Here is a 15,776-nt window from a genome sequence, read left to right on the forward strand (position 1 = left end):
CACCTACACGAAAGACACAAACAACGACGCAGCCACTTCCGACAACCTGTTCGCCGCATTGGCAGACGGCGATACCGTTACCTACACAGGAACAGATACAGGGTTGGGCCTGAGTGCGTCAGGCGGCACGTATACTTACGATTCGGCGTCAGACTCTTTTAGTTTTAATGTCGATCATGCACTCGATCCCGATGTGGCAACTTATATTACACCGGCAACCGGCGAAACCACTGAAGCCACTGTCACTATCGGCGGCTCCAGCCAAGACATCCTTATCGACAGCAATGGCAACATTACTGCAGCAGACGATGGCGCCCAACTCTATCTTGATGCCACCGGTAATCTAACCAAAAACAACGCGGGCACAGATCCAGCAGCCACTGCCAGTGGTCTTGCTGCGGCCATGGCAAATGATAACGGCGACAAAATTGAAATTGGCGATGCCGCTTACGTAAGTGACGGCGTTGATTTTATGGTCAGCAACGTCTCCATAAGCCGTGAAGGCTTAAAGAATCTCGCTGACGCGGCTAACGGTGCGACTGCATACTCGGTCACTTTGAGTGGCACTGAATATGGCGTTCAAGTTGGCGGTACGGTAACAGACGACATGGGCGCTGTTCCTCAATACATTGATGCCAACGGCGCTCTAACTACCAACGCTATCACCACCACCACTTACTTCGCACAAGAAAGTGGTGTGGTCACAGACGATGCAGGTGCTCAGGTTTACGTTGACGGAGACGGTGAGTTCACCCTGGACTCCACAACAACCGGTGCCCGCACCGACAACCCACTCGACGTGCTCGACGCTGCGCTGGCTCAAGTTGATGCGCTTCGTTCCGACCTGGGTGCCATCCAGAACCGTTTCGAATCGGCCATTACCAACTTGCAAACCACGTCCAACAACCTGTCAGCCGCTCAGTCGCGTATTCAAGACGCCGACTACTCGGTTGAGGTGGCCAACATGACTCGTGCCCAGATCCTGCAACAAGCAGGTACCTCGGTACTGGCTCAGGCCAACCAGATTCCCCAGGGTGTACTCTCGCTCCTGCGTTAATCTTTCAACGTTGTCTCCCAACGTTCAAGCGGGGCTTCGGCCCCGCTTTTTTTATTACACTGGGGGTTTGTAGCCCTACCCAAAAGGCGCGCCCATGCAAGATAATGATTACCGTCGGCTTATTGCCCAATTGCAGGAAGTCATTAATGACACGGTTAAAACCATTGACGAGTTCGAAGCCAGAGGAATGAATGGCGAACTGCAAGCGGAATACGAACAACTGCATGCCATTTTGCAAAAAGCCACCGCCGATCAGCGTCGGTATCAGCATGCGTTGCTGGAATCGGTGCGCAATCAGAACAGTGAAGGCGAACAAGGCCGCACCGATCCGGAAATTTAAGGTAGATTACGCCAGCCCTTTTTCGGTTTCGGAAATATGACTGACATTATTTTCCCCTTTATTGGCGGCATTGGCCTTTTCCTGATCGGCATGATGCTGCTGTCGGAAGGCCTTATCGCCTTTGCCGGCCCGGCACTACGCCGTGGCCTTGTCCGGTTTACCGGTACGCCGCTGAAGGCGTTTACGTCGGGCGCATTGGCTACGGCACTGGTGCAGTCGTCAAGCGCGACCACGGTCACTCTAATTGGTTTCGTCAGTGCCGGCTTAGTTACCTTCGCGCAAGCCATCGGTTTCGTTATCGGCGCCAGTTTGGGCAACACCGCAACGGGGTGGATTGTGGCCGTGCTGGGGCTGAAGATTAACTTTGGCTTTTACACCTTGCCGTTAATTGGCCTGGGCGCCCTGTTAAAACTGTTAGCCCATGGACGCTGGCGTGATATGGGCGTGGCCATGGCCGGCTTCGGCATGATTTTTCTGGGCTTAAGCACCTTACAGGCCGGCATGCGGGATCTTTCCGCCATGGTGGACCTAGCCGCATTGCCCATGGGCGGTTTGGGCGCCCATACGCTGATTATGCTTATCGGCCTGATCATGACCATTATTCTGCAATCGTCCTCTGCCGCCATTGCCACCACACTAACCGCGCTTTACACACAAACCATTAATTTCGACCAGGCCGCGGCCTTGGTGGTGGGCGCTGCCATTGGCACCACAGTAACCGGCGCGCTGGTGGCGATTGGGGCCACGATTGCCGCCAAGCGCACGGCTTATGCCAATATTCTGTTTAATCTGGCCACCGGCATTATTGCTATTTTGTTGTTGCCGGGCTTTCTGGCCGTCACGCACTTCTTAAGCCAGAAAATAGAAGTGTCACCCGGCACCATTAGCCTGGTGTTGTTTCATACCTTATTTATAAGCTTGGGCGCCGCCCTGTTCCTGCCGTTTGCGAACCAATTCGCACGGCTTGTTGAGCGCTTCGTTCCCGCGCCTGCGGACGATATCGCCGGCAACCTGGATGACAGCTTATTGCAGGTTCCCGAAGTAGCGTTGGAGGCCTCTCAGCGCGCGTTGGAACGTATTGCCACTATTTTGTTCAACAGTTACCACCAGGCGTTGGACGAAACCCCGCATACTGTTCCAGGGAAATTGTTGCAAAAGACGCAAGAGGCACTGGACCACGCCTACGCTTTCATTAGCCGCATTCCGCTGGAAAGCGACGATACGTTGTTGGCACAACAACGTATTGCACAACTACACGCCACCGACCATTTAATTCGCTTGCGTCAGCGCTTGCTGGAACTGAATCAACTGGCGCTCGACCTGAACACCCCGCAATATGCCACCGCCCTTGCGCACCATCAGCGCCTGTTGGCGTTGGCCGGCCCTTTGCACCTGTTAGCCGCACCTGAAGACCGCAACACAAACAGCCCCGACCCCGACACAATCATGGCCGACATGAATAACGAGGCCGACGCGCTGCAGGCCCAGGCCAAACAAATGCGTCAAACGTTACTGCAAGGGTCCAGCCATCACCACACCGCCGTGGCGGAGGTATTGAAAACCACCGATACGGTACGCTGGCTGGATCGCACCGGCCACCATATTGCACGCATTTGCCATTACCTGCATCAGGCGCGCCGATTCATTCAATCTAAATCTTCCAAGTCTCCTGCCGTTAACCCATAAAGCAGTTTCAACTTTTTGGTGGCGGCATGAACCCCTCAACCCTTATTGGTATTTTGGCCAGCGTTGTCTTGCTTGGCGTTGTCTTGTTTTTCTCGGCGGAAAACCCAAGCCAGTTTATCGACTTGCCTGGCCTGGGCATTGTGTTAATTGGTACGCTAGCTGCCACCTTTATCAGTTACCCGCTGAAAGAAGTTATGCGCATTTTCGGGCTTATCGGCACCGTTATGCGCAACGAGCGCATGTACGCCCAAAAAGATATTGAAGAACTGGTCTCCATATCCAAAATCTGGATGTCGGGCGATATTCAGAAAGTGGAAAAAGCGCTGGAAAAAGTGTCGAACCCCTTCCTGAAGACTGGGGTGCAACTCATTATCGACATGACGCCGGAGCAAGATATTATCGACCTGTTGCAATGGCGTATTTCCAAGTTACGCGCCAAAGAACATGCCGAGGCGCAATTATTCCGAACCATGGCCGGTTATGCACCTGCCTTCGGCATGATTGGTACGTTGATTGGGCTGGTGAACCTGATGTTCATGCTGGGCGACGGCGACATGACAGCCATTGGTCAACAAATGTCCCTGGCCCTCATGACCACGTTTTACGGCATTTTGCTGGCTAACCTGGTTTTCAAGCCCATAGCCGTTAAACTGGAACGTCGCACGGAAGAGCGCGTGGCGTTAATGAATATGGTCATGCAAGGGCTTTCCATGATGAGCCAGAAGCGCCGCCCGGCTTTCATGCGCGAAACACTGAAAACCTTTATGGCCGACTACGAAGATGAACTGAACGACGGTAACAACGGTGAGGCAGTCTCGGAGTTGCGGCCATGACACCACGCCCCACCGGCCGTCGCACGCTACTTGAGGAAATTGAACAACGCAAACGCGAACACGCTCAACAACAAACGAATGGGCACGAAGCCCATGTCAATGGGCCGCGGCGGGGTATTCACAACAAGAAATGGTATTTTGAACCGCAATCACGCGAACACTCCGACGGCTGGTTACTGACCTACCTGGACACCATTACGCTATTGTTGGTGCTGTTATTGGTCATGTTAACCATGGCCGGAAAAAAAGACGATAACCAACAAGGCCAGGGCGTGCTGCCCGCACAAACGGGTTTACTGAACCAACAAGCAAGCGCCCTGCCTAATGGTATGACTTTACCCATCCCCTTACCCCCTGTGCGTGAAAACACGGCACAAACCCAAGACCTTACGCAAGGGTTGAATCTGGACAATCTGGGCGAGAACGTTGAGGTTGTGATGAACGACAAATCCGTCAGCTTCCGGATCAACAGCGAAATTCTGTTCAGATCAGGCGAGGCACAACTGAGCCTGGGTGGTCTGGAAGTATTGCAGCGCCTGGCTCACACACTGAAAGACAGCCCACACACCGTTACCATCGAAGGGCACACCGACGCCATCCCCATTCGCAGCGCACGCTTCCCATCGAACTGGGAGCTCTCAAGTGCCCGTGCCGGTAGTGTAGTGCGTTACCTTGAAGCCAACGGTATTGCCAGCCGGCGGCTGCGCGCAGTCGGTTATGCCGACACCCGCCCGCTGGCTCAAAACAACACAACGGCGAATCGGGCCCTGAACCGGCGTGTGGAATTAATGCTGGAAATGCCTGCTACACAAAACGGCCAGGCACATTAATGTTCAAACGCTGAATTAAATCTTTGCAATATTGGCGTGCATCACCAATTATTTTGTCGTGATCCACAAACTGCGCCTGACCCTGCTCATAGGCGATACGGCCGTCTACCATGGTTAAGCTGACGTCTCGGCCCGACGCGCAATAAACCAGGCTGGCCACAGGGTCGACACAGGGCGTCATGTGAGCTCCCTGCAACGAAACTACAGCAATGTCGGCCAACTTGCCGGGAATAAGGCAACCGGCATCGATACCCGCCATTTCCGCCCCACCCCGCGTCGCCAGTTCAAATGCTTCGGCAGCACGAGTCGACTCAGGGTTAAGCGTATGCAAGCGCTGAACATAAACCATTTGACGCATAATCTGGAACATGTCCATTAAATGGCCAGCCGCGCCATCGGCACCCATGCCAATAGACGCCCCCGCGCTGCGCAAATCGCGCAAACGCATCGCGCCCGAAGCCAGATACTCGTTCGACATCGGGTTGTGCGCAATGCCGCAAGCTGCCGAGCCGGTAATCTCCACCTCTTGGTCATCTAGCCAAATTGCATGGGCGAACGTGGCATCGCGCCCCAACAAGCCCTGTTGCTGCATCCAGACAAACGGTCGAAGTCCGTAAGCCTTTTGATAGATTTCAGGATCGCTTTGGGCTTCGGAACAATGGGTTTGCCACGGCACACCGAACTCACGCGCCATTTCCACCAGGCCATGCACCAAATCCTGATCGTTGTAAATAACATTCACCGGCGAAGGCCATATCGCCACGCGATCACTGCGCCACTCATTCAGGCAGGCACGCATGTTGTCCAATTCCTGGGACACAGTATTGCGAAACAGCATCGGGTTCAGGTGGTTGTCGCGAGCAACGTTGGTGAACGGGCCGAATACGCCGCGCGCAATAGCGCCGCGCAACCCCATATCGTGTAATACGCCGGCCACCTGCAAGCTGGTTTGCACATCGTTAGGCGCGTAATGGTTGTCGATAATGGTGGTGGTTCCCGAAGACAACGACTCCAGCGCCGCGACGCGAACAGCGGCCAGCGCTTCGCCCGGCGTAATACCACCGGCTAAAGGCAACATGAATTTTTCCAGCCACTCCCACAAAGCCATGCCGTCACCCAGCCCGCGCCCTGCCACCTGAAACAGGTGATTGTGCGTGTCGATCAGGCCTGGAATGACCACATGACCTTCACACGACACCACGCGCTGGGCTTTCCAGCCGACCATATCACGCACCCGGCCGACTGCGGCAATACGGTTCCCTTGAACCGCAACTGCGCCATTCTCAATAATGCGACGGTCATCATCCATGGTGACCACCACACCGCCGGTTAACAAAACATCACACGTTTGCACCACTGCTTACCCCCGTACCGACTCAAGATGCGGCTGCTCTTCAAGCAACTCCGGATTGTCGGTGACGCTTATGCCTTCTTTATTGCTGCCATTAAAATACAAATTCAGAATAACGGCTGAAATGACCGACAACAACACTCCGCTGTTCAGCAAAGGAGTCAGGTATTCCGGCGCAGCACCAAAAAATTTAGGCGACACCATGGGAATAAGACCTACACCCAGGCTAATGGCCAGAATAAACATATTGTGACGATTATTTTTGAAGTCGACTGCCTGCAAAATGCGAATGCCCGAAGCCGCCACCATACCGAACATAATTAAAGCTGCGCCGCCCAATACATAATGGGGAATGGCGGCCACAATGTGCGCCATTTTAGGGAACAAAGCCAGCGCCACCAAAATAGCCGCAGCCACCACACACACGAAACGACTGCGTACGCCGGTAATCCCCACCAGGCCGATATTCTGCGCATACGATGTATAGGGGAAAGTGTTGAAAATCCCACCAATTACTGCTCCCATGGCGTCAGTACGCAAACCACGGGCGAAATCCTCTTTCTCAAGCTTGCGATTGGTAATAATGGCCAGCGAATAGAACAGCCCAATAGACTCTATCATCGTAATGATGACCACTAGCGTCATGGTTAGAATCGAGCTCCATTCAAACACCGGAAAGCCAAACTGAAACGGGCGAACCATTTGCACCCAGGGCATATCATTCAGGCCTTGAAAACTGACATTGCCCATTGCCATGGCCAGCAACATGCCTGCAGCCAAACCGACCAGAATGGCGATACTACCCATAAATCCTTTGAAAAAACGCGCCACCAAAAGCGTAATCAACAACACAAAGCCGGCGGTGCCGATGTACTTGAACGAACCGAAATCCTCAACACCGTAGCCGCCGCCCGCCCACACAATCGCCACGCCGAACAAGCTCACGCCCAGTGACGTTAAGGTCGTCCCGGTGACAATAGGAGGAAACAGCCATAACAACCGTATTACCAAGGGCACAATCAACACCCCGATTATTCCCGCCCCAATAATGGCGCCATATAAGCCGGGAAGCCCCATTTCGGGGTTCAAACCGATGGCAATCATGGGTGCAATACCCGCATAGGAAATACCCATCATGACCGGAAGGCGAATACCCAGCCAGCGCCCGATACCGAACGCCTGTAAAAACGACACAATGCCGCAGCAAAGCAAGTCAGCCGTAATCAACAATGCAATGTGCTCTTGCGGCAAGCCCAGCGCACCGCCGACAATAAGCGGTACCGTAATAGCACCGGCGTACATCACTAGCACATGCTGCAGGCCCAATGTAAACATCCGGCCTGCGGGCAAGACCTCGTTGACCTCGTCCCTTGAGTTGTTATTTGTACTCATTTGTCTCTCTCCAGAATGCCGGGGTTGACCCGTTCTCGTTAATGTCTTTACTTATTTATGTCATTGCTGAACCAAGGCAATTTACTCATCAAAAAATGTTGCCAACAAACCTGCCAGCGTCGCCGGGGCTTCCAGCGGTGCAATATGCCCGCAGTCGGTCAAACGTTCAAACCGCGCATTGGGGATACGCTTAGCCATTTCCTGCATCACCTCAGCACGCACAAACGTACGATCACCATTAAGCAGCAGCACCGGCATCGATAACTTGGGTAACGCGTCCCAGTGGTTGTCGCGGCGAAACGGCCATTGCTTATAGAAAAAAGGGTCATGTTGCCGGCACCAGCCGCCCCGCGTGGCGTGCCGAACCGATTGGCGGGCCCAGAGTTCAAGCAAAGCATCGGGCGCGGCCGGGTTCGCCCCACGCTCCCATTTGCGCACTTGCTCCACCTTTTCAAAGTGTTGTGGGCGGTCGGGAACAGCGAACTCATCGACGCCAAAGCTGGGCTCCACTTCCACAATGGAAAAACGTCTTACGCGTTGCGGATGCACACCGGCATAAGCCATCCCCACCAGTGCCCCCCACGACAAACCGGCCATGTCCACCTGCTCAGCACCCAACTCACTGATCACAGCTTGCAAATCGGCCACATGGTCTTCCGTGGTGTAAGCATGATCAATAGACCAATCACTCTCGCCATGGCCACGCATGTCCAGCGCAATCACCGGGCGCGATGCGGCTAAGGTCTGCGCCACGTCATGCCATAACCAGGCTGACCCTGTCACCCCATGCAGCAGCAACAAAGGCGGTTGCTTGCCGTGCTCGCTAAAAACCAGGGCATGAATAGCGCCTTGCGCCCCCTTGAAATACCGATGGCGCACGGGTGCGCTTTCAATGACCCCCTGCCTCATACCGTCTCCTTTTTCATGCTTAGTTCTCCCAACCACCGACGGTATTCCATGGTGACCACATCGGCATCGCGCATGGGGCGTTCGCGCTCGCTTGGGTCGCGCGGGCGCAGACTAATCCACACCGGCTCTTGCGACTCAATAATGGGTTTGTCTTGCGCCAGCACCTCGGCCTCGAAGTCCATGAAGAAAGCGTCGTAAACAGGTTCTGTGCCAAAGTCGCGCGCCTGCCACCAGAAACTGCGGGTCGTGCGCTCATCCACCGGGCTGGCCGACATGAACAACACATAACGTTTACCGTTGGGAAAAGTCCGTTTCAAATGTACGGTGTGTGGCATGGTCACGTGGTACTCGTTCACGGGCTCTATCCACTCTTCCGTTAAGCCGAGCAGTTTTTTCTTCAAACCTACACCGGGTTCTTTTACCCCGCTGCGATCAAACCGCAACACGTGACCTTCACGCCACACATCCACCGCATCAACCCTCGGGTTCTTGCGGCTGCCAATGGTGCCGTCGTGCACATACGCGAAGTGGCTGAAATCCACAAAATTTTCCAGCCGACGCGGTGAGCTGGTTTTCCAGTCATACGTGGGGCCTTGCAACACACGGTAGCTAGGGTCGTTCAGTTCCGGAAACTCGGGTGCCGCAAACTCAGGTTCTTCCAGGCACACCCAAACCATGCCGGCTTGCTCGGCCACCGCATAGGTTTGCACCGACGCCCGAATGCTATCCACCAACTCTTCGCGTGCCGGTGTGCGTACACACTGGCCATTCAAATTGAAACGCCAGCCATGGTACGGGCATTCAATGGTGTTATCCACAATTTGCCCCAAGGCCAGGTTTGTGCCCTTGTGCGGGCATCGTGAGTCCATGGCACATACGTCCCCATCCAAACGCGCCACCACCAGCTTGTGCCCTAAAAGCGTAACTTCGACCGGCTTTTCGAGAACATCACTGCTGTAGGCCACTGGATGCCAGAACCGGCGCAATGACGCATACAACGGGTTTTCGTTTGTCGTATCGGTTGTCATGTTCGCCCTCCTACAGAAAATGCGCACCGCCGTTCACCAACAGGCTTTGACCCGTAATGAAATCGGAACCTTCGCTTAACAGAAACAAGGCGGCACCCACCATATCTTGCGGGGTTTGTGTGCGTTTCAGGCAGCGCCCGGCCACGGTACGGATATCCGCTTCTTCGCCTTGTTTTGCGGTGATATCGTCATCAGGAATCAGGTCGGGGCACAATGTATTCACCTGGATGTTGTGTTGGCCCATTTCGCGCGCCAGCGAACGTGACAACCCGACAATGGCCGCTTTCGACGAGACGTAATGCAGGAAGTTCGGAACGCCTTTGTAAGGCGTGTTAGATGAAATATTCACAATCTTTCCGCTGCCCTGGGCTTTCATTTGCGGAAACACGGCTTTACAGCATTGCCACAAGCCACGCACGTTGATTGCGTAGCAGCGATCCCACTCTTCGGCGGGAATATCCATGAAGGAACCGAAGGTACAGCCTTTGAAAAAGCCGGCATTATTAATAATGCCGTCGATGCGGCCAAAGGTATCCACCGCAGCCTTGGCCATCGCTTCGGTTGATGCGTTATCAGCAACATCAACCTGCACCGCAATCGCGCGCCCGCCCTTTTCTTCGTATTGTTTTGCCTGTTGCGAAAGGTCATTCAAATCGGCCATCACCAAATTGGCGCCTTCAGCCACCAAAGCATCGCAATACGCCATGCCAATGTTGCCGCCCGCGCCGGTCACAATAATGGTTTTGCCGGAAAAAACTTGAGCCATGAAACTCGCTCCTGATTATCGTTATGAGTTGGAATGCGTTGTCTGACAGATAACAGGAACAGATTTAACCACCGCTCGTTTCATCATACAATTCAATTTATTTTATTTTTTATTAAGAAAAACTTATGAATATAACGCTGCGTCAGCTACGTGCTTTTGTGGCGGTTGCCGAACATCAGCAATTCACGCGGGCAGCCCAACAGATTCACATTACACAAGCCGCGCTCAGCATGCTTGTGCGTGACCTGGAACAAGAAGTGGGCTTACGACTGTTCGACCGCCACACGCGCATGGTGAAACTTACCGACGCGGGCAGAGAACTGTTAGGCATGGCCAAGCGCATTTTGTCGGAGGTGGAAACCACGATTGAACACTCGCGCGATTTCACCACCTACCAACGCGGGCGCGTAACCGTCGCCAGCGGCACCGTATTGGCCGCCGTTTTATTAAGCCCTTTCATGCGGCTTTTTCACGATCAGTATCCAGGCATAAAACTACAACTGCGCGATATGGCCGAACAAGATCTGCAACGCCGTTTGCTGGAGGATGATATTGACATGGGCGTGGGAACACGACGCGAAGCGCACGATGAAATCGACAGCACGCCGCTATTTTCCGATACATACATTGCGGTGCTGCCACCCAAACACCCTTTGGGCGCACGTGACAGCATCAGTTGGAAGCAACTGTGCAATGAACCGTTTATTGCGTTGTCACGCTCCAGCCCCTTGCGGCGTGAAATCGACCAGCACCTGACGCGGCTTGGTCTTTCCCTAAAAGAGATGCACGAAGTTTCGTTCCACACAACGGTGCTGGCCATGGTACGTAACGGCTTGGGAGTTTCGGTATTACCGGCGAACTCGCAAGAAGTGCCGGAGGCGCAAGGATTGCAGTTCCGAAAACTCTCGGCTCACAGGCTAAAAAGAGAAACTGCCCTTTTTCAACTGCGCCACCGATCCCTCTCGCCGGCGGCGCAATTGTTCAAGGAAGCCCTGCTGAACTACGTGAAGACGGCAAAGATGCATGCCCATACCACACGGTAACGCTACCGCGCACGTACACGTTGGGGTCAAGCGGCCCTTCGCCGGGTACGGTATAGACAAGATAAACCGGCCGGTTTGCCGGCACACCGTAAAAGCGCGACGTGCTCGCCGACGCGCCGTTCACTTCCATGCACTGTTTGGCCTGAAGATCGACACACACACGGGTTTGAACGGGAACACGCGTTTGGCCTGAAAGCTGCACTTGAACGCGTAGCATTGCCGCGTTGTTCGGCAATGGCTGCGGCGGCGTGTAAGCCACCACCACAGGAACACCGCGCGTGTGAATGGGTGGGCTGGCCTGTTCAACGGTATACGCCGGTTGCGCGAGCGCCGGCCGGCCGGTTAACAAGACCGCCAATACGCCTAACGCCCACGCCCGGGCCAGTTTCAAACCTTATACCTCGTACATGGGCTTGTTATCGTTCAAACGCAGCCAACCCTTGGCCACGCGGTAAATCATCCAGATCACGTTGGCGAACATAATGGCGTAGCCAATGAGAATGAACGTTGTAATGAAACCCACAACAAACCAGAGCAGCGCAAACCAGAACGTACGCATTTGCCAGCGAAAATGCGACGCCAACCAAGTGCCCTGCGCTTCAGAAAGCTTGATGTAATTAATGACGATGCCCACGATGCTGGTTAAGCCCACAAAAAACGCAATGGCCTGCAAGGCATAAACAACCGTTACGATGGTGCGAAGCGAACGGATTTTTTCAGGATCGGAACCATTGGTGTTTTGCGAAACGGGGTTGGTGTAATCGACAGTCATGAATCATTCCTTGTGGTTTTTAACTTCGTACTTCCGGCTAAGGTTGACGGCGCCCTATGACAGGCCTATGCTAAGTCCAGACTGGTCGTTAAAAATGAACACTAACGCCCGGCCAAGGCATATTGTAAACAGCAATAGCGGCCTTTTTTCAGTATCGGCATCACGCCGGCCCTGTACAAGGAGTCGTACATGAAAAAGAACCCTTCATCCGCGCTGCCGCCCGGCAGTACCGCGCAGCATGAAGCGCTACAGGCAAAAGAAGAAATCTTCCTTGCCCAGGAACGCCAGAACCCGGAATCCCCTTACTACCAAGGCAACGCCGACCCTGCCAAACAGCGTCGGCGTTTTTTATTGGGCAGCGTTGCCGTCCTGGGTGCGGGAGCGTTGGCGCGGCCCGCCTTCGCCGAAGCGCCACCGGGCGCGATTGAACGCGAGGTATTCCCCGACCCCACAAAACACCAGGGCGTCGGGGTGGGCGTCGACGACGGCGGTTACGGGCGTCGATCCCAATTCGAAACGGAAGTACGCTGGCGCTACCCCACCAAAACCACAGAATCTTCCTGGAGCATGACGCCGCTGGCCAGTGGCATGGGGATCATCACTCCCTCGGGCCTGCACTATGAGCGGCATCACGGCGGCATCACCACAATCGACCCGGCCAAACATGTTTTGTATGTGCACGGCATGGTAAAAGAGCCGAAAAAATATCACATGGAGGCGATCAGGCGGTTCCCCATGATGTCGCGCATCTGTTTCCTTGAGTGCTCGGGCAATGGTTTAACTGAATGGATCAAACCCACACTGAAATCCGTTCAAGGTACCCATGGGCTCACGTCAACCTCGGAATGGACGGGCGTGCCGCTGTCGACCATTCTGGATGAGTCGGTGTTGAAGTCCGGGGCCAAATGGTTGCTGGCTGAAGGCGGCGACGCCGCCGTCATGACGCGCAGCATTCCCATTGAAAAAGCCATGGCCGATTGCTTTTTGGCCTACGGCCAAAACGGCGAGGCCATTCGCCCTGAGCAAGGCTACCCGCTGCGGCTCGTGGTGCCGGGATACGAAGGCAATATGTGCATTAAGTGGTTGCGTCGGCTGGAAGTATCCGACACACCCTTTATGACGCGCGAAGAAACCTCGAAGTACACCGACCTTATGCCCGACGGCACTGCTTTGCAGTTTTCATTCACGATGGAGGCCAAGTCGGTTATTACTTACCCCTCAGGTGAAATGCTGTTGCAAAAGCCCGGGTTTTACGAAATTACCGGGCTGGCCTGGTCAGGTCGCGGGCTGGTTAAAAAAGTTGAAGTTTCCGTTGACGGCGGCAAGAACTGGCGTGAAGCCAAATTGCACGGCCCCATTCTACCCATGTGTCACACGCGCTTTACCATCCCGTGGGAATGGGACGGCAAGAAAGCCATATTGCAAAGTCGTTGCATTGATGAAACCGGCTATGTTCAACCCACCATTGGCGAACTGATTGAAAAACGCGGCACTAACGGGCCGTTGGCGTCGGTGTATCACTTGAACGGCATCCAAAGCTGGAAAGTTGCTTCTACGGGGGAGGTTACAAATGTCCACCATTACTAAATATGCGAGCGCCGGGCGCGCGACTGCCGCCGTATTCGCTCTAGGTCTCGGTTTAGGCATGAACGCCTGGGCCGATAACCACGGCCCCGACAAAACTTATAACTTTGGTGAGCCGGCCACTGCCGAAGATTTAAAGCCGTTCTTTTCACCTTTGCCCGACGGACGGGGCCTGCCCAAAGGCTCCGGTACCGTCATGCAGGGCGAAAAGGTCTACCAACAACAATGCCTGGCTTGCCACGGCGTTAACCTTGAAGGCGGTATCGGCGACCGCTTGGCAGGCGGCCGGGGAACCCTGGTTAACAACAACCCGGAAAAAGCGCCGGTTAAAACTGTGGAAAGCTATTGGCCTTACGCCACCACGCTGTTCGATTACGTCAAACGGGCCATGCCCTTCGACCGACCCGGCAGCATGACAGACGACGAAGTCTATGCCGTATCGGCCTATATACTTTGGAAAGGCAATATTATTGAGAAAGACGCAACCTTGAACCAGGATAATCTTGCGAAAATTGAAATGCCCAACCGAAACGGCTTTAAGCCGGCCAATCGCTAACATAAAAAGCCTTTTGGCAAGCCGGCATCGCGCCCTCCTGGTACTGGGCGCGATGCTGTTTTACTGTATTTTTCTACCCGCCAATCATGCCGCTTTAGCACAAAGCAAAACCGCCGTAGACTTGGCAAATGGCCAGTCGATCACGATTGTGACTTTGCCGAACTGGCTGAATGACAGCGGCAAACCGGTTAACCAGGCTCTGGACGCACTGGAAACCCTAACCAACGCAAGCCACCAAGGTCTGGACCCCACCGATTACCACACCGCCGCTTTGTGGGGGCAATTTATCCGTTTGGCCGATGGCGAAAAGTTAACGCCCCTTGAACAGCAGGCATTTAACGAGCAACTGACGTCAAGTCTGGAAAAGTACCTGAACGATTTACGCAACGGCCGGGTGGACCCTCACGAAGTGCACCAAAAATTTAAGCCGCGGCCCCAACCCGTTTTCAACGCCCGGGCCTACATAGCCGAGGCTTTCCAACAAAACCGCGTGCGCGAAGCCTTGCGCGAGGCCCAACCCCAAGTGCCCATGTACGATGCCCTGGTCAATGCCATGGCGCAATACCGTTTATTAGCGCAACACCCGGCCTGGTCGACCCCCTTACCCATGCCCCAGGGCAAAAAGCTCGAGCCCGGTCAACCCTACACGGCCCTCGAAACGTTAACAAGCCGCCTGATTGCCTTGGGAGACCTGCCCATTGAAACTCAAGCACCCCATGAATACGACAAAACACTCGAAACCGGAGTGCGCGCATTTCAGTTGCGACACGGTCTGGAAACCGACGGCATTATCGGCCCGGCCACATTACGCCAATTGAACGTTTCCCCTGAACAGCGCTATGAGCAGATGACGCTGACCCTGGAGCGTTTGCGCTGGACACCCCTGCAATCACACCGACGCATGGTTGTGGTGAACGTACCGGAATTTGTCTTGCGTGCCTACGAAACCGACCAGCAAGGCAATATCGACCTGAAGCTGCGTATGAAAGTCATTGTGGGAAGGGCCCTGGATACCTCTACACCCGTGTTCGACGAAGACATGCGCTTTATCGAATTCAGCCCCTATTGGAATGTACCGCCTTCCATCGCACGAGGCGAAACCATTCCACGCCTTAAACGCGACCCCGCCTACTTCAACCGCCAGGGCTTTGAGTTTGTCAAAAGCGATGGTTCAGTGTCCTCACAACTATCCGAAACCAACCTGCAGGCTGTTCTGAGCGGCCAGGCGCGTATTCGCCAGCGCCCCGGCCCGCTAAATGCCTTAGGCGACATCAAGTTTATTTTTCCGAACAACACCAACATTTTTCTTCACCACACCCCGGCGCCCCAATTGTTTGAACGCTCGCGGCGCGACTTCAGCCACGGTTGTATTCGCGTGGAAGGGCCGGTGGCGCTGGCCCAATTTGTTCTGGAAAACGACCCGGCTTGGACGCGCGAGCGAATTGAGCAAGCCATGCAGGCAGGCAAATCACAAACCATTCGCCTGAATGAACCCATTCCAGTGGTACTGGCATACGGCACAGTCATCATACGGGAAGGTAAAGTCTATTTTTACGACGACCTCTACGGCCATGATGCCAGTTTAAGTAAAGCGTTGAAAAAAAAGCGATAATAGCCTGGAAATTGTCT

General features: G+C 54.4%; 16 protein-coding genes. 9 read left to right on the forward strand and 7 right to left on the reverse strand.

The features are described 5' to 3' along the window. From CJO09_RS15725 to CJO09_RS00635, 5 genes are all read left to right on the forward strand, one after another. Positions 1-1,057 (forward strand): flagellin (locus tag CJO09_RS15725; protein ID WP_281270717.1); only part of this gene is annotated, 1,057 nt, incomplete at its 5' end. A 94-nt stretch (positions 1,058-1,151) separates the two neighbouring features. Beyond that, a complete protein-coding gene (locus CJO09_RS00620; protein WP_119440643.1) occupies positions 1,152-1,397 on the forward strand; it encodes a hypothetical protein in 246 nt (81 codons plus the stop codon). Between the two features lie 36 nt (positions 1,398-1,433). After that, complete coding sequence (locus tag CJO09_RS00625) at positions 1,434-3,083, forward strand: Na/Pi cotransporter family protein (protein WP_119440644.1); 1,650 nt, start codon at positions 1,434-1,436, stop codon at positions 3,081-3,083. 26 nt (positions 3,084-3,109) lie between these two features. Then, the gene (locus tag CJO09_RS00630) at positions 3,110-3,916 is read left to right on the forward strand and encodes a motility protein A (protein WP_119440645.1); all 807 of its coding nucleotides are present in this window, start codon (positions 3,110-3,112) and stop codon (positions 3,914-3,916) included. Then, on the forward strand, positions 3,913-4,746 hold the full coding sequence (locus CJO09_RS00635; protein ID WP_119440646.1) for an OmpA/MotB family protein: 834 nt from the start codon (positions 3,913-3,915) through the stop codon (positions 4,744-4,746). The genes CJO09_RS00630 and CJO09_RS00635 overlap by 4 nt, the downstream gene beginning before the upstream one ends. Here CJO09_RS00635 and CJO09_RS00640 read toward each other — a convergent pair. The 5 genes from CJO09_RS00640 to CJO09_RS00660 form a co-directional block, all read right to left on the reverse strand. Further along, positions 4,721-6,103, reverse strand: coding sequence for an amidohydrolase family protein (locus CJO09_RS00640; RefSeq protein ID WP_119440647.1), 1,383 nt, complete (start codon positions 6,101-6,103; stop codon positions 4,721-4,723). The two genes, CJO09_RS00635 and CJO09_RS00640, sit on opposite strands and share 26 nt — an antisense overlap. Positions 6,104-6,106: 3 nt before the next feature. Further along, positions 6,107-7,489, reverse strand: coding sequence for a nucleobase:cation symporter-2 family protein (locus CJO09_RS00645; protein ID WP_119440648.1), 1,383 nt, complete (start codon positions 7,487-7,489; stop codon positions 6,107-6,109). 81 nt (positions 7,490-7,570) lie between these two features. Beyond that, positions 7,571-8,398, reverse strand: coding sequence for an alpha/beta fold hydrolase (locus tag CJO09_RS00650; protein ID WP_119440649.1), 828 nt, complete (start codon positions 8,396-8,398; stop codon positions 7,571-7,573). Continuing rightward, positions 8,395-9,426: an aromatic ring-hydroxylating dioxygenase subunit alpha gene (locus CJO09_RS00655; protein ID WP_119440650.1), complete on the reverse strand. Its 1,032-nt coding sequence runs from the start codon at positions 9,424-9,426 to the stop codon at positions 8,395-8,397. The genes CJO09_RS00650 and CJO09_RS00655 overlap by 4 nt, the downstream gene beginning before the upstream one ends. A gap of 10 nt (positions 9,427-9,436) precedes the next feature. Then, the gene (locus CJO09_RS00660) at positions 9,437-10,192 is read right to left on the reverse strand and encodes an SDR family NAD(P)-dependent oxidoreductase (protein ID WP_119440651.1); all 756 of its coding nucleotides are present in this window, start codon (positions 10,190-10,192) and stop codon (positions 9,437-9,439) included. A gap of 125 nt (positions 10,193-10,317) precedes the next feature. Between CJO09_RS00660 and CJO09_RS00665 the strand changes: the two genes are divergently transcribed. Next, positions 10,318-11,235 carry a LysR family transcriptional regulator gene (locus tag CJO09_RS00665; RefSeq protein WP_119440652.1) on the forward strand — a complete coding sequence of 306 codons (918 nt, stop codon included), beginning with the start codon at positions 10,318-10,320 and terminating at the stop codon, positions 11,233-11,235. Here the strand turns inward: CJO09_RS00665 and CJO09_RS00670 are convergent. Beyond that, entirely contained in the window at positions 11,174-11,626 is a 453-nt protein-coding gene (locus CJO09_RS00670) for a flagellar protein FlhE (RefSeq protein WP_119440653.1), read from the reverse strand. The two genes, CJO09_RS00665 and CJO09_RS00670, sit on opposite strands and share 62 nt — an antisense overlap. A 3-nt stretch (positions 11,627-11,629) precedes the next feature. After that, the gene (locus CJO09_RS00675) at positions 11,630-12,007 is read right to left on the reverse strand and encodes a DUF4870 family protein (RefSeq protein WP_119440654.1); all 378 of its coding nucleotides are present in this window, start codon (positions 12,005-12,007) and stop codon (positions 11,630-11,632) included. A gap of 189 nt (positions 12,008-12,196) precedes the next feature. Here CJO09_RS00675 and soxC point away from each other — a divergent pair, with 189 nt between their 5' ends. From soxC to CJO09_RS00690, 3 genes are read left to right on the forward strand one after another with little or no spacing between them, the layout of a single operon-like run. Then, a complete protein-coding gene (gene soxC, locus CJO09_RS00680) occupies positions 12,197-13,594 on the forward strand; it encodes a sulfite dehydrogenase (RefSeq protein WP_119440655.1) in 1,398 nt (465 codons plus the stop codon). After that, positions 13,578-14,147, forward strand: coding sequence for a c-type cytochrome (locus CJO09_RS00685; protein ID WP_218961003.1), 570 nt, complete (start codon positions 13,578-13,580; stop codon positions 14,145-14,147). The genes soxC and CJO09_RS00685 overlap by 17 nt, the downstream gene beginning before the upstream one ends. Then, positions 14,095-15,759, forward strand: coding sequence for a L,D-transpeptidase family protein (locus CJO09_RS00690; RefSeq protein ID WP_158582689.1), 1,665 nt, complete (start codon positions 14,095-14,097; stop codon positions 15,757-15,759). The genes CJO09_RS00685 and CJO09_RS00690 overlap by 53 nt, the downstream gene beginning before the upstream one ends. Positions 15,760-15,776 lie beyond the last annotated feature (17 nt).

It is taken from the genome of Neopusillimonas maritima (assembly GCF_003576595.1).
GTDB lineage: Bacteria > Pseudomonadota > Gammaproteobacteria > Burkholderiales > Burkholderiaceae_B > Neopusillimonas > Neopusillimonas maritima.

Bases quoted from the DNA above. Each gene is read 5' to 3' on its own strand.
- CJO09_RS00620 (WP_119440643.1), top strand. From the start codon at position 1,152: ATGCAAGATAATGATTACCGTCGGCTTATTGCCCAATTGCAGGAAGTC.
- CJO09_RS00625 (WP_119440644.1), top strand. From the start codon at position 1,434: ATGACTGACATTATTTTCCCCTTTATTGGCGGCATTGGCCTTTTCCTG.
- CJO09_RS00630 (WP_119440645.1), top strand. From the start codon at position 3,110: ATGAACCCCTCAACCCTTATTGGTATTTTGGCCAGCGTTGTCTTGCTT.
- CJO09_RS00635 (WP_119440646.1), top strand. From the start codon at position 3,913: ATGACACCACGCCCCACCGGCCGTCGCACGCTACTTGAGGAAATTGAA.
- CJO09_RS00645 (WP_119440648.1), bottom strand. From the start codon at position 7,489: ATGAGTACAAATAACAACTCAAGGGACGAGGTCAACGAGGTCTTGCCC.
- CJO09_RS00650 (WP_119440649.1), bottom strand. From the start codon at position 8,398: ATGAGGCAGGGGGTCATTGAAAGCGCACCCGTGCGCCATCGGTATTTC.
- CJO09_RS00655 (WP_119440650.1), bottom strand. From the start codon at position 9,426: ATGACAACCGATACGACAAACGAAAACCCGTTGTATGCGTCATTGCGC.
- CJO09_RS00660 (WP_119440651.1), bottom strand. From the start codon at position 10,192: ATGGCTCAAGTTTTTTCCGGCAAAACCATTATTGTGACCGGCGCGGGC.
- CJO09_RS00665 (WP_119440652.1), top strand. From the start codon at position 10,318: ATGAATATAACGCTGCGTCAGCTACGTGCTTTTGTGGCGGTTGCCGAA.
- CJO09_RS00675 (WP_119440654.1), bottom strand. From the start codon at position 12,007: ATGACTGTCGATTACACCAACCCCGTTTCGCAAAACACCAATGGTTCC.
- soxC (WP_119440655.1), top strand. From the start codon at position 12,197: ATGAAAAAGAACCCTTCATCCGCGCTGCCGCCCGGCAGTACCGCGCAG.
- CJO09_RS00685 (WP_218961003.1), top strand. From the start codon at position 13,578: ATGTCCACCATTACTAAATATGCGAGCGCCGGGCGCGCGACTGCCGCC.